Consider the following 19,786-nt stretch of genomic DNA (forward strand, 5'->3'; position numbering starts at 1 on the left):
CGTTGTCGCTGACAACCGTGTGCGGCTTGCCGCGCATCCCGATCAGGCTGGTCAGTTCACGGGCCACCCTTGCGCCTGGCAGCGACGTGTCGACCACCAGCGCCAGGCACTCCCGCGAGAAGTCGTCGACCACGCATAGGATGCGGAACCGGCGACCGCAGACGAGGCTATCGGAGACGAAGTCGAGCGACCACCGCTGGTTCGGTCCATCGGGCAGCACCATTGGCCTGCGCGTGCCCAGTGCCCGTTTGCGACCGCCACGACGGCGCACCCGCAACCCTTCTTCGCGATAGATGCGCAGCAGCTTCTTGTGGTTGGGCTTCATGCCTTCCCGCGCCAGCAGGTAGCCCAGGCGGCGATAGCCGAACCGGCGACGCTCCGCCGCCAGCTCGCGCAACCGTTGCCGCAGCGCCCCGTCATCCGGCCTTGTCGGCTCGTAACGGATCACCCTGCGGCTCACACCGACCAGACTGCACGCCCGACGCTCGCTCAGCCCGTGCTGCTCACGGGCATGGGCGACGGCTTCCCGCTTCGCGCCGGGCGTTACCATTTTTTTGATGCCAGATCCTTCAGCACCACGTTGTCGAGCATCGCCTCGGCGAGCAGCTTCTTCAGCCGGCTGTTCTCCTGCTCAAGCGTCCGCAGCCGCCGGGCATCGGAGACTTCCAGCCCCCCGAACTTCGACTTCCATTTGTAGAACGTGGCCGAGCTGATGCCGTGACGGCGACAAACCTCCGCAGTCGGCATCCCAGCCTCCTGCTCCTTCAATACCGCGATGATCTGCTGTTCGCTGAACCTGCTTCGCTTCATTGTCGTCCGACTCCTTTGCGTCGGACTCTACCAAATACCGGTCACATTTCAGGGGAGCACGTCACGACCCGGCGTGGTTCAAAGGTGCCTATGAGAATTTCTTGGTGCCGATTTCCCAGCAGCTTGATGTCCCGATGGAGCGAGTTTTCGTCGCCCCCGGCAACCACGACATTTCACGCGAACTGGTGCGAAAGATTCCATCCATCCATCGAGGCCTCGCGGAAAAGCTAACATCAAATCAAGCTATCAATCGCGTTATTGATACAGAGCATGAAGACGGTTCTGAAACTGCCCAGAGTCTGGGCAGGATGAAAAACTTCTATGCCGAACACGATGAGCGCCATCCGACTCACTCTGGCACGTCGCCATATTTCCGGACAGGGACCTTCGCGCACGGTGATCGGACTGTCGGCGTGGCGTGTCTTAATAGCGCTTGGATGGCAACAGGGGAGAGCGAAGACTCTGACCATCGAAAGCTTGTTCTAGGTGAGCGGGCCGTCGATATGGCTCTCGCCGACTTGGAGGGTTGCGACTTTAAAATCGCAGTGCACCATCACCCATTGGACTGGCTACACCCCACCGACGCTGATGCGGTAGATTTGCTGCTGCGCAGATCTTTCGATCTTTCCTGCAGCGGACATGTTCATCAGTCGAAGCCCCGATTAACGATGGATGGAAGTGGATGCTGCATCGCCAGCCCGACAGGGAGTGTCTTCGCCGGGCGGGAATGGTTCAACGGGTATCAGATTGTTGAGATCGATATCCCTGACCGTCGCTACACATTTCATGTTCGAGAATATTTCGATAACCGTCGCGAATTCGATCGTGCAGTCAGAGTCGCTGAGAACGGTCTAGTTGAATTTCAGAACCCCGTTCTCCACGACCGGTCACGCATCGATAAGGTCGAAAGCTTCTTGCAGGGCTCTCGCGGGCGGGTTCGCGAGTGTCTTGAGTCGCAGATGACATTGGTCGGTGATGACGAGACAAAGCCCAATCTGCGGATCGATGATTTTGTGGCACCGCCTCTGATCGAAGGGCGCGCAAACAGTATTGATGGAAGCGGCTCTGACGCACAAGACTTGTCGATCGAGAGTTTCCTGTCTCGGACAGACAATGCGGTGGTGATTGGCAGCAGACATTCGGGAAAAACGACGCTCGCCTACTATTCGGCATACATGCTGGCCTATGGGCCGGGGCTGATCCCCCAGATCCCCGTAGTGATCGACACGCGGAACTTTCGCTTCAATCCATATTCCATCCGTGGGCAGTTGGGTGAGCTATATGAAAGGTCGCTTTCCAACCCAGAAGCGAAGGCATATGCGGCTGAGGGTATTTTCACATTCCTCTTCGATAATTGCTCATGTGGTGAGGAGAGCTTCAAGAAGATTGCTGATTTTGCCGAAGAGTATCCAGACTGTCGCTGCCTCGTATTTGCCAGTCCCAACATGGATGGGGTTTCGCCGGATAGACATTTTAACGAACACCTGCCGAACTTCACGAAGATTCACATCGGCGCTCTGACCCGAGGAAGAATCCGCGCGCTGTCCCGACAATGGTCGAATGGGGATCGAGACGGCGATGCAACCTATGAAACCGTCATAAATCAACTGGTCCGAGACGGTCTTCCGCGAACCCCCTACATGGTCTCGCTTCTCATCTGGGCCATCCAGCAGAAGAAGGAACTGGTGAAGATTAACGAAGCGCTTTTGCTTCAAAACATGATGGATCACCTTCTGGGGAAGGCCGATTTCAAGCAGTCGGTTCGAAAAGTCCTTAATCCGGTTGGAAAGGAGATCACCCTTCAGAACTTCGCATATTTTATCCGCAGTAAGGGATCTGTAGTCGACGAAAACGAAGCCAATGAATTTTTGATCGCGTTTTTCAAAAGGAAGGCGTTGCCCTTCATCGGATCGGATGTTCTAGAAAAGCTCATTGAGCGCGGCATATTGCATCGTCGGAACGGCAAGGTTGCCTTCAAATATGAGGCATTCGAGGAATATTTTTACGCAAAGCACCTGCAAAGCAATCGCGCCGAATTGAATGTCACGTTGGAAGGTTTGAACTTCCTCAATTTCAGAAGAGAGTTGGAGCTTCTCGCGGGTTTGCGGCCCGAGAATGCAGACCTGATTTCTGCAATCGAAAAGGTGCTGGATAGCCGGGTCCCTGACAGATTTCGCAAGTGCAACATCGGCGAATTCGATAGAATCTCTGGCAGCGAGTTGGATATTCAACTCACCAAAGCTGATCTCGGGCAAATCCGGAGAACGCGCCTTACCAATGAAAAAGTGGACAAGATGTTGGACGAGGCCGATCGGCGTGCCCTGGCGCGTGGCGAGCGAACAGTCCGAGAAAGCTTGGAGCGGGCAAAGGGTAACGTGAGAACCGCTGCTGAAGAACGTGAGGCTGAAAGCATCTCGAAAGATCAACTTTCAGATAGTATGCCAATAAGGCCATCCACCCACATGGCCGCGATCGATCTTCTCGCTCGGATCATACGGAACTCAGATTTTACCGATTACGATTCCAAGGGCCCCGCAACGAAAAGGGTTCTGGATAGCTGGACCAAGATCTTCCTCCTCATCATGGATGAGTTGGGTGCGATGCTGGCAGTCATTGAAAATGATGAAGGCGAGAAAATCCCTGACAAGGAGACGGAATCGATAAAATATCTCCTTGCGAAGTTCATCTTCTCAAACATTGGCGCTGCACTTATTCATCACATGGCGTCGCCGACCATGGCGGATACACTCCATGCGCTTATTGAAGAAGGCGAATTTACGACTGGAGAGCACCTTCTTACCCTCTTCCTTCTCGAAGATATCGACGATGAATCTTGGATGGATCTTTGGATCGAGGAGATTGAGAAGAAGGACCAATCGGGGTTCGTTATCGATAGCTTCGTGCAGCGCCTTCTCTCACTCACCTACACGAAAGCGTTGGACACTGAGCAAGAGAAGCGCGTCCATCACCTTGTTGACCGTATCGAGAAGAAACTTGGTTGGACGAATGAAAAGAAATCAGAGGTCATCCAGCAAATGCAGAAGGCGCGGGATCTGCGGCAACTAGAACAACGGAAGTGAGGCCAAGCGGGGGCTCGACTGCTCGCACCGCTGCCTTCTGAACGAACGGCCGTTCCATAAAATTTGACCCTAGAAGCGCACTCTCGGGAACTTCCGACACTACTTCTATTGATTGATCCGATGTCCGCTTTCGGAAAATCGGCAGAAAGGCGAATGTCCAAAATGGGGCGCGTAGCTGACCGGCCGGTTCGCCGCCTGATACGTCCGCTATTCCAATCGGCGCCTCTGAAAGAAGACGTTCCGGTTCGTCCGACGAAGCAGCCGCTTCGCCGAAGGCGGACCGCCCGGGTGGTCGACGCAATCCCGCCATGCGCGGCCGGAGCTGCACTTCAACTCAGTAGCGGTTCGAGCGCTTCCCATTCGCGCTCGACGGCGCGGCGGCCGGCATCGATCGCCGTGCGGATCTTCGCAGGATCGAATTCAAGCGTTTCCGAATAGGCCTCCTCGGGTTCGATGATCCGGATCGGCGCGAAGCGGTAGCGCGATATCTGGACATCGAGGGGGCGGAGGATGCGCGCAGCCTGTGCGCCACCGATGCCTTCGGCCTGGAGCGCGCGGAGCTGCGCCTCGCGTGCCGCGATCAGGTCGTTGATCAGTGCCGCGCCCGCGAGATCGTTGGCAGAGACCTCGGACTGAAGGATATCGACCGCACGCAGCCCGATGTCGATCAGGTTGTCGAAAGTCCGCGCGGAGCCCGGCTGTGGTGCGGGTGAGGCGCGTACCGCTATCACGCCGCGCGGGTTCAACTGGAGTGCAGCACTGAGCGGCGTCACGTCGCGCACACCGCCATCGACCCACTGTTCCTCGGTTCTGTCGCGGGTGCGGGTCTTCAACGGATCGAAGAAGAGCGGCATCGCGCAGCTGGCATAGACCCAGTTGTGAATGCCGGGCACGCTTTCATCGATGCTGCGATAGGTTCCAGTACCGAGATTGACGACGCCGAGTAGCAGCTTGCGCCCGCTCGCTTTCAGCTTCTTCTCGTCGGCAAAACCCTTGAGCAGGCGTTTCAGAGGCGCGGCATCGTAGATCGCATCCTCGCCGAGGAATCCGCCAACGACGCCGAGCGGCCGCTCCTTGTAGATCGAACCATTGCCCTTGATGCGGAGCCACGCCTCAAGCAGCCTAGGTACATCGTCCTGCGCCACACCCAGTGCCTGGATCGCGCCGGTCGAGACACCGGCGACGATATCGATGTGAACGCCGCGGTTGACGACCAGCTCGTGGACGACGCCGACCTGAAAGGCGCCCTTGGCGCCGCCGCCGCTCAATACGATTGCGAGACCGCCTGCCATCTCGTCTCTCCTTCGGAAGGGCCACAGTTTACAAGATATCGGGCGCCAAGTCTGTGCCGGCCAGCTCGCGGCGGCAGCGAACCCGCTGCCGGGAAAGGCGGCGGTGCGCCGGTTCTTGACCACCAGCCCGAATCCCCCTAAGGGCGCGCTCATCCGAAACGGGGTGCGCTCCGCGTCGGTCAGATAGAGCTGAACATTGCCGGTCATGTCCCGGGGGCCTTGGCGCACTAGAGAAATCTGGAGGGCGCTGGAGGCTCTTTTCTATTGAAGCGGTCCTTGCGGAGCGCTTCGGGGCAGCCGTCAAAGTAACCCGGTGTCCGTGACCCGGGTGGAGTGTTTTTCGGCTCGTGCGCTGGTTGTCCGCTTCGCGGGCGTCCTTGTTCGCTGGGTCCCCGCCTTCGCGGGGATGGCGGTAGAGCGCACGAACCTTCTCTCCACTCTGGCCCCAGTGCCACCTCCATACGGTGAAGAGAAAGAATCTATGCCGACGATCAACCAGCTGGTCCGCAAGGGCCGCGTTCTGCAGAAGGCCAAGTCGAAGGTCCCTGCGATGGAGCAGAACCCGCAGAAGCGCGGTGTCTGCACCCGCGTCTATACCACGACGCCGAAGAAGCCGAACTCCGCTCTGCGCAAGGTGGCCAAGGTCCGCCTGACCAACCAGCGCGAAGTCATCTCCTACATCCCCGGCGAGGGGCACAACCTGCAGGAGCACTCCGTGGTGCTGATCCGCGGCGGCCGTGTGCGCGACCTTCCCGGCGTGCGCTACCACGTGCTGCGCGGCGTGCTCGACACGCAGGGTGTGAAGGACCGCAAGCAGAGCCGTTCCAAGTACGGCGCCAAGCGGCCGAAGTAAGGGGCGCGCAGCTCTTCACCCGTCATCCCCGCGCAAGCGGGGACCCAGGGCGGGTTCGAAGGGCGGTTTGGTTTTCAGGCGCCGCGCTTTGCCTCCCTGGGCTCCCCTTTCGCGGGAGTGACGAAGGAGGGAGGGGCAGGGGCCAAGATAAGGAATACATCCGATGTCACGTCGTCGTCGTCCCGAGAAGCGGGAGATCCTGCCTGATCCGAAGTTCGGAGATCAGGTACTGTCCAAGTTCATGAACAACCTCATGCTCGACGGAAAGAAATCCGTCGCCGAGCGTATCGTCTATGGTGCGCTCGACACCGTCGAGACGAAAGCCAAGGCCGATCCGATCGCGCTGTTCCACGACGCGCTGAACAACGTCGCGCCGCAGGTCGAGGTCCGCAGCCGCCGCGTCGGCGGTGCGACCTATCAGGTGCCGGTCGAGGTTCGCCCCGAGCGTGCCCAGGCGCTGGCGATCCGCTGGCTGATCAGCGCCGCCCGCGGGCGTGCGGAAACGACCATGGCGGCGCGCCTGTCGGGCGAGCTGCTCGATGCGGCGAACAACCGGGGCAACGCGGTCAAGAAGCGGGAAGACACGCACCGCATGGCCGACGCCAACCGCGCGTTCTCGCACTACCGCTGGTAAGGCGGGGACCGGCGAGGATCGCTCGTCGCAGAGAAGCGGGCCGGGCCGGCGTCTGCCGCAGGCCGGCCCGCGTCTCGCGAGACGTCTTCAATCGGTCACAGAGTTAACTATATGGGGCGCGCTTCTCCGCCGCTCCTAACGAACCCGAGGAATTTCCCATGGCCCGCAGCCATCCTATCGAGCGCTATCGCAACTTCGGCATCATGGCGCACATCGATGCCGGCAAGACCACCACGACCGAGCGCATCCTCTACTACACCGGCAAGTCCTACAAGATCGGCGAAGTCCACGACGGCGCCGCGACGATGGACTGGATGGAGCAGGAGCAGGAGCGCGGCATCACCATCACCTCGGCCGCGACCACGACCTTCTGGAAGGCCGAGGACGGCGAGGGTGAAGAGCACCGGCTGAACATCATCGACACCCCGGGCCACGTGGACTTCACCATCGAAGTCGAGCGTTCGCTGCGCGTGCTCGACGGCGCGGTTGCCGCCTTCGACGGCGTTGCCGGCGTGGAGCCGCAGTCCGAGACCGTGTGGCGCCAGGCCGAGAAGTACGGCGTGCCCCGCATGTGCTACGTCAACAAGCTCGACCGCACGGGCGCGGACTTCTACTACTGCGTCCAGACGATCATCGATCGTCTCGGCGCGGTCCCGGCCGTGCTCTATCTGCCGATCGGCGCCGAAGGCGACTTCAAGGGCCTGGTCGACCTGGTCAACGACCGTGCGATCATCTGGCACGACGAGAGCCTGGGCGCGAAGTTCGACTATGTCGAGATCCCCGCGGACATGGCCGACAAGGCCGCCGAATACCGCGAAAAGCTGATCGAACTCGCCGTCGAGCAGGACGACGAGATCATGGAAGCCTACCTCGAAGGCAATGTGCCTGACGCGGCGACGCTGAAGAAGCTGATCCGCAAGGGCACGCTGAACCACGCGTTCGTTCCCGTGATGTGCGGCTCCTCGTTCAAGAACAAGGGCGTGCAGCCCCTGCTCGACGCGGTCGTCGACTATCTGCCGAGCCCGGTGGACGTGCCGGCGATCAAGGGCGTCAAGCCCGACAGCGAGGAAGAGGACACCCGTCCCTCGTCCGACGACGCGCCGTTCAGCGCGCTGGCGTTCAAGATCATGAACGACCCGTTCGTCGGCTCGCTCACCTTCACCCGCATCTATTCGGGCAAGCTGGCCAAGGGCCAGGTCCTGAACTCGGTGAAGGAGAAGAAGGAAAAGATCGGCCGCATGCTGCTGATGCATTCCAACAACCGCGAGGACATCGAGGAAGCGTTCGCGGGCGACATCGTCGCGATCGCGGGTCTCAAGGAAACCACCACCGGCGACACGCTGTGCGATGCGGCCAAGCCGATCATCCTCGAGCGCATGGAGTTCCCCGACCCCGTGATCGAGCTGTCGGTGGAGCCCAAGACCAAGGCCGACCAGGAGAAGATGGGCGTCGCCCTCAACCGCCTGGCCGCCGAGGATCCCTCGTTCCGCGTCTCGACCGATCACGAATCGGGCCAGACGATCATCAAGGGCATGGGCGAGCTTCACCTCGACATCCTGGTCGATCGCATGAAGCGCGAGTTCAAGGTCGAGGCCAACGTCGGCGCGCCGCAGGTGGCGTACCGCGAGTCGCTCGCCCGCGAAGTCGAAGTGACCTACACCCACAAGAAGCAGTCGGGTGGTTCGGGCCAGTTCGGTGAAGCCAAGGTCCGCGTGATCCCCGGCGAACGCGGCCAGGGCATCATCTTCGACGACCAGATCAAGGGCGGCAACATTCCGCGCGAGTATATCCCGTCGGTCGAGAAGGGCATGCGCGAGCAGGCCGAGAGCGGCTACCTGGTCGGCTTCCCGATCATCGACTTCACCATCGAGCTGATCGACGGCAAGTACCACGACGTCGACTCGAGCACGGTGGCGTTCGAGATCACCGGCCGCGGCGCGATGCGTGAAGCGGCGCAGAAGGCCGGCATCAAGCTGCTCGAACCGATCATGAAGGTCGAGGTCGTGACGCCGGAAGAGTACATGGGCGACGTGATCGGCGACCTCAACAGCCGTCGCGGCCAGATCCAGGGCACCGACAGCCGCGGCAATGCCCAGGTGGTCGACGCCTTCGTGCCGCTCGCCAACATGTTCGGCTACGTGAACGAGCTGCGCTCCTTCACGCAGGGACGTGCGCAGTACTCGATGCAGTTCTCGCACTACGACGAGGTCCCGGCGAACGTCGCGCAGGAGGTCAAGGAGAAGCTTGCCTAAGGCATGGCAAGCGTCTAGGGGCGGCGCCTGATTCACCCGGTGCCGCCCGTGACTTGGTGAAATTCAATCTGACAGACAGAGGTTACACGCACATGGCTAAGGAAAAATTCGAGCGGAACAAGCCGCACTGCAACATCGGCACCATCGGTCACGTCGACCACGGCAAGACCACGCTGACGGCGGCGATCACCAAGGTTCAGGGTTCCGCGGTCGATTTCGCGAACATCGACAAGGCTCCGGAAGAGCGTGAGCGCGGCATCACCATCTCGACCGCGCACGTCGAGTACGAGACCGATGCGCGCCACTACGCGCACGTCGACTGCCCGGGCCACGCCGACTACGTGAAGAACATGATCACCGGTGCCGCCCAGATGGACGGCGCGATCCTGGTCGTGAACGCTGCCGACGGCCCGATGCCGCAGACCCGCGAGCACATCCTGCTCGCCCGTCAGGTCGGCGTGCCGGCGCTGGTCGTGTACATGAACAAGGTCGACCAGGTCGACGACGAGGAAATCCTCGAGCTCGTCGAGCTGGAAGTGCGTGAGCTCCTGAGCTCGTACGACTTCGACGGCGACAACATTCCGATCGTCAAGGGTTCGGCTCTGGCCGCGCTCGAAGGCCGCGACCCGGAAATCGGCGAGAACTCCATCAAGGAACTGATGGAAGCCGTCGACAACCACATCCCGCAGCCCGACCGTCCGGTCGACAAGCCGTTCCTGATGCCGATCGAGGACGTGTTCTCGATCTCGGGCCGCGGCACCGTGGTCACCGGCCGCGTCGAGACCGGCAAGGTCAACGTGGGCGACGAAGTCGAGATCATCGGTATCCGCGACACGCAGAAGACCACCGTCACCGGCGTCGAAATGTTCCGCAAGCTGCTCGACAGCGGCGAAGCCGGCGACAACATCGGTGCGCTGCTGCGCGGCACCGCGCGTGACGACGTGGAGCGCGGCCAGGTTCTGGCCAAGCCCGGTTCGGTCACGCCGCACACCGAGTTCAGCGCGGAAGTCTACGTGCTGTCGAAGGACGAAGGTGGCCGTCACACGCCGTTCTTCGCCAACTACCGCCCGCAGTTCTACTTCCGCACGACCGACGTGACCGGCGAAGTGATCCTCCCCGAGGGCACCGAGATGGTCATGCCGGGCGACAACGTGACGATCGGCGTCAAGCTGATCGCGCCGATCGCGATGGACGAAGGTCTTCGCTTCGCCATCCGTGAAGGCGGCCGCACCGTCGGTTCGGGGGTTGTCAGCAAGATCACGAAGTAATATAGGCGCGCGACCGGCGGGGGATTCGTCCCCCGCCGGTCGAATTTTTCGAAGGGGGCCGCCCCTGACCGGGTTTCCGGGAGGCGGGGCTGGCCTTTCTTTTTTGGGAGCAAACGCCGGTATTGGCTGGTGCTCCTTGGCTCTTTCGCATCGGTATAGGTAATGGAAGCTCAGAACATCCGCATTCGCCTCAAGGCGTTCGACCACCGCGTTCTCGACCAGGCGACTGGTGAAATCGCAGATACCGCGCGTCGTACGGGTGCTCTTATTCGTGGCCCCATTCCCATGCCGACGCGTATCGAAAAGTTCACCGTGAACCGCGGCCCGCACATCGACAAGAAGTCGCGCGAGCAGTTCGAGGTGCGTACCTACAAGCGGCTGCTCGACATCGTGCAGCCCAACGCCCAGACGGTTGACGCGCTGATGAAGCTCGACCTCGCCGCGGGCGTGAACGTGGAAATCAAGTTGGCGTAAGCCGATTTGCCGAAGGCCCCGTGAAAGCGGGGCGATGGTCTTCCTGGTCGGACCCTAAACGATCGGGGAAGTTTCGGGGCCCTCGATAGCCCCGCCGGTCGCAAGGCCGGCAAGACATCGGGATACCGCCGGTACAATGCCGGGCCTGCGTCCCCCGTCTTGCCTTCTTCGGAAGGCACTCAGCCCGGACGGGGCGACGCATCACAATCAGGGCTGTCACGCACCTTCGGATGGGCCGGGGGTGCCTCTGTTTTAGGAGTCTTACGATGCGCACCGGCGTTATCGCAAAGAAAGTCGGGATGACCCGCCTGTTCCAGGAGGATGGCCGGCACGTGCCCGTGACCGTTCTCGCTCTGGAAGACTGCCAGGTCGTTTCGCACCGCACCGCCGATCGCGATGGCTATTTCGCGCTTCAGGTCGGTTCGGGCGAGGCCAAGCAGAAGAACGTGAACAAACCGCAGCGCGAAGCTTTCGCGAAGGCGGAAGTTCCGCTGAAGATGAAAGTGGCCGAATTCCGCGTCGAGAACGAGGAAGGCCTGATGCCGGTCGGTTCGACGATCAGTGCCGAGCACTTCGTTGCCGGGCAGAAGGTCGACATCACAGGCCACACGCAGGGCAAGGGCTTTGCCGGTGCGATGAAGCGCTGGGGCTTCGGCGGTCTGCGCGCGACGCACGGCGTTTCGCTCAGCCACCGTTCGCACGGTTCGACCGGTAACCGCCAGGATCCGGGCCGCGTCTTCAAGAACAAGAAGATGGCCGGCCACATGGGCGACCGCCAGCGCACGCAGCAGAACCTCGAGATCGTGCGCACCGACGCCGACCGCGGGCTGCTGTTCGTCAAGGGTTCGGTCCCGGGCGCGAAGAACGCATGGCTGCTCGTCCGCGACGCGGTGAAGCTGCCGGTTCCCGAAGGCGTGCCGTTCCCCGGCGCGATCCTCGAGAAGAAGAGCGCCGCTTCGCAGCACGAGGAAGCCGATCCGGGTCTCGTCGAGAGCGCGGCCGAGCACGAAGTGCACGATCAGGTCGATGCCGAGCAGCAGGCGAAGCGGGCTGCAGAGCAGCAGGCCGGGGCCGGTGACGACGTCACCCCCGCGACCGGCGAAGAGAACAAGGCCGACGGCGCTGCCGACGGCGAGAGCAAGGAGTCCTGATCGTGAAGGTCAAGGTCCAGAAACTCGACGGCAAGGCGTCGGGCGACATCGAGCTCAATGACGCCGTGTTCGGCGTCGAGCCGCGCGCCGACATCCTGCACCGCGTCGTGACCTGGCAGCTCGAGAACCGGCGCGGCACCGCCCGCCCGACTCGCGAGCGGTCCGACGTCGCGCGCACCGGCAAGAAGTTCGGTCGCCAGAAGGGCGGCGGTACCGCTCGTCACGGCGATCGCGCGGCTCCGATCTTCATCGGCGGCGGCAAGGCGCATGGCGCCCGGCTGCGCGACTTCGACGTCTCGCTGAACAAGAAGATCCGTGCGCTCGGCCTCAAGATGGCGCTTTCGAGCAAGGCGAAGGACGGCCTCGTGGTCATCGACAGCCTCGATCTCAAGGATGCCAAGACCAAGGCCGTCGCCGAAGCGTTCGGCAAGAACGGTTGGAACGGCAAGGTGCTGGTGATCGACGGCGAGGCCGTGAACGAAGGCTTCAAGAAGGCCGCCGGCAATCTCAAGGGGGTCAACGTGCTCCCCGCGATCGGCGCCAACGTCTACGACATCCTGAAGCACGACACGCTGGTCCTCACCAAGGACGCGGTCGAAAAGCTGGAGGCGCGCTTCAATGGCTAAGAAGCAGGAAATCGATGCGCGTCACTACGACGTGATCCTCAGCCCCCACATCACCGAGAAGTCGACCCTGCTCTCGGAGCAGAATGGCGTCGTCTTCAAGGTGGCGAACGATGCGACCAAACCGCAGATCAAGGAAGCGGTCGAAGCGCTGTTCGACGTGAAGGTGAAGGGCGTGAACACCATTGTCGTGAAGGGCAAGACGAAGCGCTGGAAGGGCAAGCCCTACAAGCGCAGCGACCTGAAGAAGGCAGTGGTTACGCTTGCGGAAGGTGACTCGATCGACGTCACCGGCGGAATCTGAGGGCAGGACAGATGGCACTCAAGAATTACAAACCGACGAGCCCCGCGCGCCGCGGCCTCATCCTCGTCGACAAGTCCGGCCTGTACAAGGGCAAGCCGGTCAAGTCGTTGACGGAAGGCAAGCGCAAGACGGGCGGCCGCAACAACAAAGGCCATGTCACCTCGCGCGGCATGGGCGGCGGTCACAAGCAGAAGTACCGCTACATCGACTTCAAGCGTCGCAAGTGGGGCGTCGAAGGCACCGTGGAGCGGATCGAGTACGATCCCAACCGCACCGCCTTCATCGCGCTGATCAAGTACGCCGATGACGAGCTGGCCTATATCCTCGCGCCGCAGCGCCTGGCCGTGGGCGACAAGATCATCGCCGGCGAGCGGACCGACACCAAGCCTGGCAACGCGATGCTGCTCGGCCAGATGCCGGTCGGCACGATCTGCCACAACGTCGAGATGAAGCCGGGCAAGGGTGGCCAGATCGCTCGCTCGGCCGGCGCCTACGTCCAGCTCGTCGGTCGCGACCGCGGCATGGTCATGGTGCGCCTCAACTCGGGCGAGCAGCGCTACGTCCGGGCGGACTGCATGGGTACGGTTGGCGCGGTGTCGAACCCCGACAACCAGAACCAGAATCTGGGCAAGGCCGGTCGTCGCCGCTGGATGGGCATCAAGCCGCTCACCCGCGGTGTCGCCAAGAACCCGGTCGACCACCCGCATGGCGGTGGTGAAGGCCGCACCTCGGGCGGCCGTCACCCGGTCACCCCGTGGGGCAAGCCGACCAAGGGCGCCCGGACCCGCAAGAACAAGGCGACGGACAAGATGATCATCCGTTCGCGCCACGCCAAGAAGAAGAGGTAATCGGACATGGCTCGTTCCGTCTGGAAAGGTCCGTTCGTCGAGCTCAGCCTTCTCAAGAAGGCTGAGGACGCTCAGGAAGCCGGTGGCCGTGCGCCGATCAAGACCTGGTCGCGTCGCAGCACGATCCTGCCGCAGTTCGTCGGTCTGACGTTCAACGTCTACAATGGCCAGAAGTTCATCCCGGTCTCCGTTTCGGAAGACATGGTCGGTCACAAGCTCGGTGAGTTCGCGCCCACGCGCAACTTCCCGGGTCACGCTGCCGACAAGAAGGGTAAGCGCTAATGGGCAAGCAGAAAGCTCCCCGCCGCGTTGCGGAGAACGAGGCTCTGGCCGTCGGCACCACGATCCGTGGTTCGGCGCAGAAGCTGAATCTCGTCGCCGAGCTGATCCGCGGCAAGAAGGCCGAGGACGCGATGAGCATCCTCGCTTTCTCGAAGAAGGCGATGGCACGCGATGCGCAGAAGGTGCTCGCCTCGGCGATCGCCAATGCGGAGAACAACCACGACCTGGACGTCGACGCGCTGGTGGTTGCGGAAGCTTCCGTCGGCAAGTCGATCACCATGAAGCGCTTCCACACGCGCGGACGGGGCAAGAGCACCCGCATCCTCAAGCCGTTCAGCCGGCTGCGCATCGTGGTTCGCGAGCAGGAAGAGGCGTAAGATGGGCCAGAAGAGCAATCCGATCGGTCTGCGCCTGCAGATCAACCGCACCTGGGACAGCCGCTGGTACGCCGAAGGGCGCGACTATGCGCGGCTGCTCAAGGAAGACATCGAGATCCGCAAGCACATCATCGAGAGCCTGCCGCAGGCGGCGATCTCGAAGGTGGTGATCGAGCGTCCGGCCAAGCTGTGCCGCGTTTCGATCTATGCCGCGCGCCCGGGCGTCATCATCGGCAAGAAGGGCGCCGACATCGAGAAGCTGCGCGCCAAGCTTTCGTCCATGACGGAAAGCGAAGTGAAGCTGAACATCGTCGAGATCCGCAAGCCGGAAGTCGATGCCAAGCTCGTCGCGCAGGGTATCGCCGATCAGCTGATCCGCCGCGTGGCGTTCCGCCGGGCGATGAAGCGCGCGATGCAGTCCGCCATGCGTCTGGGTGCCGAAGGCATCAAGATCGTCTGCGGCGGCCGTCTCGGCGGTGCGGAAATCGCGCGTGTCGAACAGTACCGCGAAGGCCGCGTGCCGCTGCATACGCTGCGCGCGAACATCGACTATGCCGAAGCCGAGGCGCTGACCGCCTATGGCATCATCGGCATCAAGGTATGGGTCTTCAAGGGCGAGATCCTCGGCCACGATCCGACGGCGCAGGACCGCCTGATGATGGAATCGCAGACCTCCGGCGTCCGTCCGGCTCGCTGAGATTAGGTAAGAGCAATGCTGCAACCGAAGAAAACCAAGTTCCGCAAGGCCTTCAAGGGCCGGATCAAGGGTGACGCCAAGGGCGGTACCGTGCTGAACTTCGGCTCGTACGGCCTCAAGGCCCTGGAGCCGGAGCGGATCACCGCCCGCCAGATCGAGGCCGCGCGCCGTGCGATCACGCGCCACATCAAGCGCCAGGGGCGCCTGTGGATCCGCGTGTTCCCCGACGTGCCGGTGTCGAAGAAGCCTGCCGAAGTCCGTCAGGGTAAGGGCAAGGGTTCGGTCGAATACTGGGCCGCTCGCGTGAAGCCGGGCCGGATCCTGTTCGAGCTCGACGGCGTCGCCGGCCCGCTCGCCGCCGAAGCGTTCGAGCGCGCGGCGATGAAGCTGCCGATCAAGACCAAGGTCGTCGCCCGTCTCGGCGACACCTCGCACCTGGAGGGTTGATCATGACGAAGATTGAAGACCTCCGCACGAAGACCGACGACCAGCTCGACGCGCAGCTCACCGAGCTCAAGCGCGAGCAGTTCAACCTCCGCTTCCAGGCGGCGACCAACCAGTTGGAAGCCCCGGCGCGGATCCGCCAGGTTCGCCGCTCGATCGCGCAGATCAAGACTCTGCAGAACGAGCGCGCCGCCGCGGCGGCAGCCAAGGCTTGAGGAGCTAGACAATGCCGAAACGTATCCTGATCGGGACTGTCACCTCCGACAAGACCGACAAGACCGTCACCGTGCTGGTCGAGCGAAAGGTGAAGCACCCGCTCTACGGGAAGATCATCCGCCGTTCGAAGAAGTACCACGCGCACGACGAGAGCAACGAGTACAAGCTGGGCGACACCGTCCGCATCGAGGAGACCAAGCCGATCTCCAAGACGAAGACGTGGCGCGTGATCGACACGATCAAGGCGGGCGGGGTTCAGGCGGTCGAGGCCGACCTCGACGTCGAAGCCTCCGGCAACTGAGTTCAATCGATCCCCGCTACGGCGAGGACAGACGTTTTTGGAACTGCCGGACGGGTTCCGGCAAGCCAGGTAAGAAGGAACCGCATCGATGATTCAGATGCAATCTAACCTAGACGTCGCGGACAACAGCGGCGCGAAGCGCGTCCAGTGCATCAAGGTGCTGGGCGGGTCGAAGCGCCGCACCGCGAGCGTCGGCGACGTGATCGTCGTTTCCGTGAAGGAAGCGCAGCCGCGTGCCCGCGTGAAGAAGGGCGACGTTCACCGCGCGGTGATCGTTCGCACCAAGAAGGACGTGCGCCGTCCCGACGGCAGCGTGATCCGCTTCGATTCGAACGCCGCGGTCCTCGTCAACAAGAACGAGGAACCGATCGGCACGCGTATCTTCGGCCCGGTCGTGCGCGAGCTGCGCGGGCGCGGGTTCATGAAGATCATCTCGCTCGCTCCGGAGGTGCTGTAATGGCCGCCGCCAAGATCAAGAAGGGCGACAGCGTCGTCGTGCTCTCGGGCAAGGACAAGGGCCGCACCGGCACTGTCCAGAAGGTCATGCCGAAGGATGGCAAGATCGTCGTCGAGGGCGTGAACGTCGCTGCCCGTCACCGCAAGCCGAGCCAGGCCAACCCGCAGGGTGGCATCGACCGTTTCGAAGCGCCGATGCCGATCTCCAAGGTTGCCGTGGCCGATCCCAAGGACGGCAAGCCGACCCGCGTCCGCTTCGAGGAGCGCGACGGAAAGAAGGTCCGCGTTGCCGTCAAGTCCGGGGAGACCATCGATGGCTGACAAGTACATCCCGCGTCTGAAGACCCGCTACGACGAGCAGATCGTCAAGGCGATGACCGAGAAGTTCGGTTACAAGAACCGGCTCGAAGTCCCGCGGCTCGAGAAGATCACGCTCAACATGGGCGTGGGCGAGGCGAGCCAGGACAAGAAGAAGGTCCAGACCGCGGCCGAGGAAATGGCCCTGATCGCCGGCCAGAAGCCGGTCATCACCAAGGCCAAGAAGTCGATCGCGCAGTTCAAGCTGCGTGAAGGCATGCCGATCGGTTGCAAGGTCACCTTGCGCCGCGAACGCATGTACGAGTTCCTCGACCGCCTGGTGACCGTAGCCATGCCGCGCATCCGCGACTTCCGCGGACTGAACCCGAAGAGCTTCGACGGGCACGGCAACTACGCGATGGGCCTGAAGGAACAGATCATCTTCCCGGAAATCTCGTACGACAGGATCGAGAAGGTCCGGGGAATGGACATCATCGTGACCACGACGGCGAAGACCGACGAGGAAGCCCGCGAACTGCTGCGTCTGTTCGGCTTCCCGTTCCCTGCAGAGCAGGACGCCGAAGAGAAGGAGGCCGCGTGAGCGGCCCCCTGAACGCTAGGAAAGCAAAGAGAGCTTAAGTCCAATGGCGAAACTGAGTTCCATCAACAAGAACGAGCGTCGCAAGAAGCTCGTGAAGAAGTACGCTGCGAAGTACGCCCGCCTGAAGGCGATCGCGGACGACGAATCCCTCGACGAGGGCGAACGTCTGATCGCGCGCCTGAAGATGGCGGAGATTCCGCGCAACGGAAATCCGACACGTGTGCGCAACCGCTGCACCACCACCGGCCGCCCCCGCGGCTATTACCGCAAGTTCGGCCTCAACCGCATCGAACTGCGCGATCTCGGCAACAAGGGCCTGATTCCGGGCCTGACCAAGTCGAGCTGGTGAGGACTGACAGATGGCTATGACCGATCCCCTGGGTGATATGCTCACCCGCATCCGCAACGGCCAGCAGGCGAAGAAGGACAGCGTCCTTTCGCCGGCGTCCAAGCTGCGCGCGAACGTGCTCGAAGTTCTTCAGCGCGAAGGCTACATTCGTGGCTACAGCGAGGACGACAGCGGCAAGCACAAGGCGCTGCGGATCGAACTGAAGTATTTCGAGGGCGAACCTGCGATCAAGCACGTCGCCCGCGTCTCCAAGCCCGGCCGCCGGATCTATTCGGGTTCCAAGGAACTTCCGACCGTCCGCAACGGCCTCGGCATCACCATCGTCTCGACGCCGCGCGGCGTGCTTTCCGATGCGGAAGCCCGTACGCACAACGTCGGCGGCGAAGTGCTGGCGGAGGTGTTCTGATGAGCCGCATCGGCAAAAGGCCGGTGGCGATCCCGAGCGGGGTCACCGCCACGATCGACAACGGCACGCTCACCGTGAAGGGGCCCAAGGGTACCCTTTCGCTGGGGCTGGTCGACGAGGTCGAGTACAAGCTCGAAGGCGACGAGATCAGCGTTCAGCCGGCGAACGACACCCGTCGCAGCCGTGACTTCTGGGGCATGCAGCGTACGCTCGTGTCCAACCTGGTCGCAGGCGTGACCGAAGGCTACACCAAGGTCCTCGAGATCTCGGGTGTCGGCTACCGTGCGCAGGCGCAGGGCAAGAAGCTCAAGCTTCAGCTCGGCTACAGCCACGACGTCGACCTCGACGTGCCCGAAGGCCTGGAAGTGAAGACCCCCGATCAGACCACGGTCGAGATCAGCGGGATCGACAAGCAGGCCGTGGGCCAGTTCGCCGCCGAGATCCGCCGCTGGCGCAAGCCCGAACCCTACAAGGGCAAGGGCATCAAGTACCGCGGCGAGTACATCTTCCGCAAGGAAGGGAAGAAGAAGTAAGATGGCCAAGCTTTCCCTGTTCGCACGCCGCCGTCGCCGTGTCCGCACGGCTCTGCGCAGCCGCGCCGGCGATCGCCCCCGCCTGTCGGTGCACCGCACCGGCAAGCACATCTACGCCCAGATCATCGACGATGCCGGGGGCAAGACGCTTGCCGCCGCCTCGACGCTGGGCGGGAAGGCCTCGGGCGCCAATGTCGATGCTGCCAAGCAGGTCGGCAAGGATATCGCCGCGGCCGCCAAGAAGGCGGGCGTGACCACCGTCGTCTTCGATCGCGGTGGCTTCCTGTTCCATGGCCGCGTCAAGGCGCTGGCCGACGCCGCCCGCGAAGGCGGGCTGGAGTTCTGATGATGGCTGAAGAAAACAACACCGAGAACACCGAGACTCCGAAGGTCGAGGACGCCAAGGTCGAAGAGACCCAGGCGGAAGCGACCGAGGCGAAGGCCGAAGCCGCAGCCGAGACCGAAGCCGCTCCTGCAACCGCCGAAGAGCCGAAGGTCGACAACGCCGGCTCGACGCCGACTTCGACCACCGCGCCGACCGAGGCGGCCGAGAACCAGTCGGCCCAGGCCGGCGATCCTTCGCAGCCGCGCGGCCGTGGTGGCCGTGGTGGTGGCGATCGCGGTGGACGCGATGGCGGCGGGCGCGGCCGTGGCCGCGGTCGTGACGACCGTCGCGGCAACCGGCGCGAAGAAGAAGACGACGGCATCATCGAGAAGCTCGTCCACATCAACCGCGTTTCGAAGACGGTGAAGGGCGGCAAGCGCTTCGGCTTCGCGGCGCTGGTCGTCGTGGGCGACGGTTCGGGCCGGGTCGGCTTCGGCCACGGCAAGGCGCGCGAGGTGCCTGAGGCGATCTCGAAGGCGACCGCTTCGGCTCGCAAGAAGATGATCCGCGTTCCGCTCAAGGAAGGCCGCACGCTGCACCACGACGGCAACGGCCGTTTCGGTGCCGGCAAGGTCACCGTGCGCACCGCGCCTCCGGGTACCGGCATCATCGCCGGCGGTCCGATGCGCGCCGTGTTCGAGAGCCTGGGCGTTGCCGACGTGGTGACCAAATCGGTCGGCACCTCGAATCCCTACAACATGATCCGCGCCACGTTCGACGCGCTGACCGATCAGACTTCGCCGAAGTCGGTCGCCCAGCGTCGCGGCAAGAAGGTCGCCGACCTTCTCGGTCGCGGTGGCGCCAGCGCGGCGGAGGCTGAGGCCGACGCTGCGGCTATCGCGGAGTAATCGAG

Annotated in this window: 25 protein-coding genes and 1 pseudogene; 24 read left to right on the top strand and 2 right to left on the bottom strand. The window is 62.6% G+C overall.

Annotation, left to right across the window (positions count from 1 at the left end; all coding sequences use genetic code 11):
- A pseudogene (locus D2V04_RS00820) lies at nucleotides 1-810 on the bottom strand (IS3 family transposase); the annotation flags it as partial.
- A 104-nt stretch (nucleotides 811-914) separates the two neighbouring features.
- On the opposite strand from D2V04_RS00820, the gene D2V04_RS00825 reads away from it, so the two are divergent.
- A complete protein-coding gene (locus D2V04_RS00825) occupies nucleotides 915-3,890 on the top strand; it encodes an STAND family AAA ATPase (protein WP_147391742.1) in 2,976 nt (991 codons plus the stop codon).
- A gap of 329 nt (nucleotides 3,891-4,219) precedes the next feature.
- On the opposite strand, the gene D2V04_RS00830 is transcribed toward D2V04_RS00825, so the two are convergent.
- A complete protein-coding gene (locus D2V04_RS00830) occupies nucleotides 4,220-5,389 on the bottom strand; it encodes a patatin-like phospholipase family protein (RefSeq protein WP_119511495.1) in 1,170 nt (389 codons plus the stop codon).
- Nucleotides 5,390-5,663: 274 nt separating this feature from the next.
- Between D2V04_RS00830 and rpsL the strand changes: the two genes are divergently transcribed.
- The 23 genes from rpsL to rpsE all read left to right on the top strand — a co-directional run bounded on the left by rpsL (nucleotide 5,664) and on the right by rpsE (nucleotide 19,781).
- The gene (gene rpsL, locus D2V04_RS00835; protein ID WP_119511496.1) at nucleotides 5,664-6,035 is read left to right on the top strand and encodes a 30S ribosomal protein S12; all 372 of its coding nucleotides are present in this window, start codon (nucleotides 5,664-5,666) and stop codon (nucleotides 6,033-6,035) included.
- A 163-nt stretch (nucleotides 6,036-6,198) separates the two neighbouring features.
- Entirely contained in the window at nucleotides 6,199-6,669 is a 471-nt protein-coding gene (rpsG, locus tag D2V04_RS00840) for a 30S ribosomal protein S7 (RefSeq protein ID WP_119511497.1), read from the top strand.
- A gap of 158 nt (nucleotides 6,670-6,827) precedes the next feature.
- Nucleotides 6,828-8,921, top strand: a complete 2,094-nt coding sequence (gene fusA, locus D2V04_RS00845) for an elongation factor G (protein ID WP_119511498.1) — start codon at nucleotides 6,828-6,830, stop codon at nucleotides 8,919-8,921.
- Nucleotides 8,922-9,013: 92 nt separating this feature from the next.
- A complete protein-coding gene (tuf, locus tag D2V04_RS00850) occupies nucleotides 9,014-10,189 on the top strand; it encodes an elongation factor Tu (RefSeq protein ID WP_119511499.1) in 1,176 nt (391 codons plus the stop codon).
- A gap of 162 nt (nucleotides 10,190-10,351) precedes the next feature.
- Nucleotides 10,352-10,663 (top strand): 30S ribosomal protein S10, encoded by a 312-nt coding sequence (rpsJ, locus tag D2V04_RS00855; protein WP_006831877.1) that lies wholly within the window; start codon nucleotides 10,352-10,354, stop codon nucleotides 10,661-10,663.
- Nucleotides 10,664-10,929: 266 nt separating this feature from the next.
- A complete protein-coding gene (gene rplC / locus D2V04_RS00860; protein ID WP_119511500.1) occupies nucleotides 10,930-11,814 on the top strand; it encodes a 50S ribosomal protein L3 in 885 nt (294 codons plus the stop codon).
- A 2-nt stretch (nucleotides 11,815-11,816) separates the two neighbouring features.
- A complete protein-coding gene (gene rplD, locus D2V04_RS00865) occupies nucleotides 11,817-12,440 on the top strand; it encodes a 50S ribosomal protein L4 (protein ID WP_119511501.1) in 624 nt (207 codons plus the stop codon).
- The gene (locus tag D2V04_RS00870) at nucleotides 12,433-12,741 is read left to right on the top strand and encodes a 50S ribosomal protein L23 (protein WP_119511502.1); all 309 of its coding nucleotides are present in this window, start codon (nucleotides 12,433-12,435) and stop codon (nucleotides 12,739-12,741) included. The genes rplD and D2V04_RS00870 overlap by 8 nt, the downstream gene beginning before the upstream one ends.
- Before the next feature lie 11 nt (nucleotides 12,742-12,752).
- Complete coding sequence (gene rplB / locus D2V04_RS00875) at nucleotides 12,753-13,589, top strand: 50S ribosomal protein L2 (RefSeq protein ID WP_119511503.1); 837 nt, start codon at nucleotides 12,753-12,755, stop codon at nucleotides 13,587-13,589.
- 6 nt (nucleotides 13,590-13,595) lie between these two features.
- The gene (rpsS, locus tag D2V04_RS00880; RefSeq protein ID WP_119511504.1) at nucleotides 13,596-13,871 is read left to right on the top strand and encodes a 30S ribosomal protein S19; all 276 of its coding nucleotides are present in this window, start codon (nucleotides 13,596-13,598) and stop codon (nucleotides 13,869-13,871) included.
- The gene (gene rplV / locus D2V04_RS00885) at nucleotides 13,871-14,248 is read left to right on the top strand and encodes a 50S ribosomal protein L22 (RefSeq protein WP_119511505.1); all 378 of its coding nucleotides are present in this window, start codon (nucleotides 13,871-13,873) and stop codon (nucleotides 14,246-14,248) included. Before rpsS ends, rplV begins: the two co-directional genes overlap by 1 nt.
- 1 nt (nucleotide 14,249) lies before the next feature.
- Nucleotides 14,250-14,945 (top strand): 30S ribosomal protein S3, encoded by a 696-nt coding sequence (gene rpsC / locus D2V04_RS00890; RefSeq protein WP_119511506.1) that lies wholly within the window; start codon nucleotides 14,250-14,252, stop codon nucleotides 14,943-14,945.
- Between the two features lie 15 nt (nucleotides 14,946-14,960).
- On the top strand, nucleotides 14,961-15,392 hold the full coding sequence (gene rplP, locus D2V04_RS00895) for a 50S ribosomal protein L16 (RefSeq protein WP_119511507.1): 432 nt from the start codon (nucleotides 14,961-14,963) through the stop codon (nucleotides 15,390-15,392).
- A gap of 2 nt (nucleotides 15,393-15,394) precedes the next feature.
- Nucleotides 15,395-15,604 carry a 50S ribosomal protein L29 gene (gene rpmC / locus D2V04_RS00900; RefSeq protein WP_119511508.1) on the top strand — a complete coding sequence of 70 codons (210 nt, stop codon included), beginning with the start codon at nucleotides 15,395-15,397 and terminating at the stop codon, nucleotides 15,602-15,604.
- Nucleotides 15,605-15,615: 11 nt separating this feature from the next.
- On the top strand, nucleotides 15,616-15,906 hold the full coding sequence (rpsQ, locus tag D2V04_RS00905; protein ID WP_119511509.1) for a 30S ribosomal protein S17: 291 nt from the start codon (nucleotides 15,616-15,618) through the stop codon (nucleotides 15,904-15,906).
- A gap of 88 nt (nucleotides 15,907-15,994) precedes the next feature.
- Nucleotides 15,995-16,363, top strand: coding sequence for a 50S ribosomal protein L14 (gene rplN / locus D2V04_RS00910; RefSeq protein ID WP_061924894.1), 369 nt, complete (start codon nucleotides 15,995-15,997; stop codon nucleotides 16,361-16,363).
- A complete protein-coding gene (gene rplX / locus D2V04_RS00915) occupies nucleotides 16,363-16,683 on the top strand; it encodes a 50S ribosomal protein L24 (protein WP_119511510.1) in 321 nt (106 codons plus the stop codon). The genes rplN and rplX overlap by 1 nt, the downstream gene beginning before the upstream one ends.
- Nucleotides 16,676-17,260 carry a 50S ribosomal protein L5 gene (gene rplE, locus D2V04_RS00920; RefSeq protein WP_119511511.1) on the top strand — a complete coding sequence of 195 codons (585 nt, stop codon included), beginning with the start codon at nucleotides 16,676-16,678 and terminating at the stop codon, nucleotides 17,258-17,260. Before rplX ends, rplE begins: the two co-directional genes overlap by 8 nt.
- A gap of 43 nt (nucleotides 17,261-17,303) precedes the next feature.
- On the top strand, nucleotides 17,304-17,609 hold the full coding sequence (gene rpsN / locus D2V04_RS00925; RefSeq protein WP_119511512.1) for a 30S ribosomal protein S14: 306 nt from the start codon (nucleotides 17,304-17,306) through the stop codon (nucleotides 17,607-17,609).
- A gap of 10 nt (nucleotides 17,610-17,619) precedes the next feature.
- Complete coding sequence (gene rpsH, locus D2V04_RS00930) at nucleotides 17,620-18,015, top strand: 30S ribosomal protein S8 (protein ID WP_119511513.1); 396 nt, start codon at nucleotides 17,620-17,622, stop codon at nucleotides 18,013-18,015.
- Nucleotides 18,015-18,548, top strand: a complete 534-nt coding sequence (gene rplF, locus D2V04_RS00935) for a 50S ribosomal protein L6 (RefSeq protein WP_119511514.1) — start codon at nucleotides 18,015-18,017, stop codon at nucleotides 18,546-18,548. The genes rpsH and rplF overlap by 1 nt, the downstream gene beginning before the upstream one ends.
- 1 nt (nucleotide 18,549) lies before the next feature.
- Nucleotides 18,550-18,894 (top strand): 50S ribosomal protein L18, encoded by a 345-nt coding sequence (gene rplR, locus D2V04_RS00940; protein ID WP_119511515.1) that lies wholly within the window; start codon nucleotides 18,550-18,552, stop codon nucleotides 18,892-18,894.
- Nucleotides 18,894-19,781: a 30S ribosomal protein S5 gene (rpsE, locus tag D2V04_RS18060; protein ID WP_119511516.1), complete on the top strand. Its 888-nt coding sequence runs from the start codon at nucleotides 18,894-18,896 to the stop codon at nucleotides 19,779-19,781. Before rplR ends, rpsE begins: the two co-directional genes overlap by 1 nt.
- Nucleotides 19,782-19,786 lie beyond the last annotated feature (5 nt).

This window comes from Pelagerythrobacter aerophilus (assembly GCF_003581645.1).
Taxonomy (GTDB): domain Bacteria; phylum Pseudomonadota; class Alphaproteobacteria; order Sphingomonadales; family Sphingomonadaceae; genus Pelagerythrobacter; species Pelagerythrobacter aerophilus.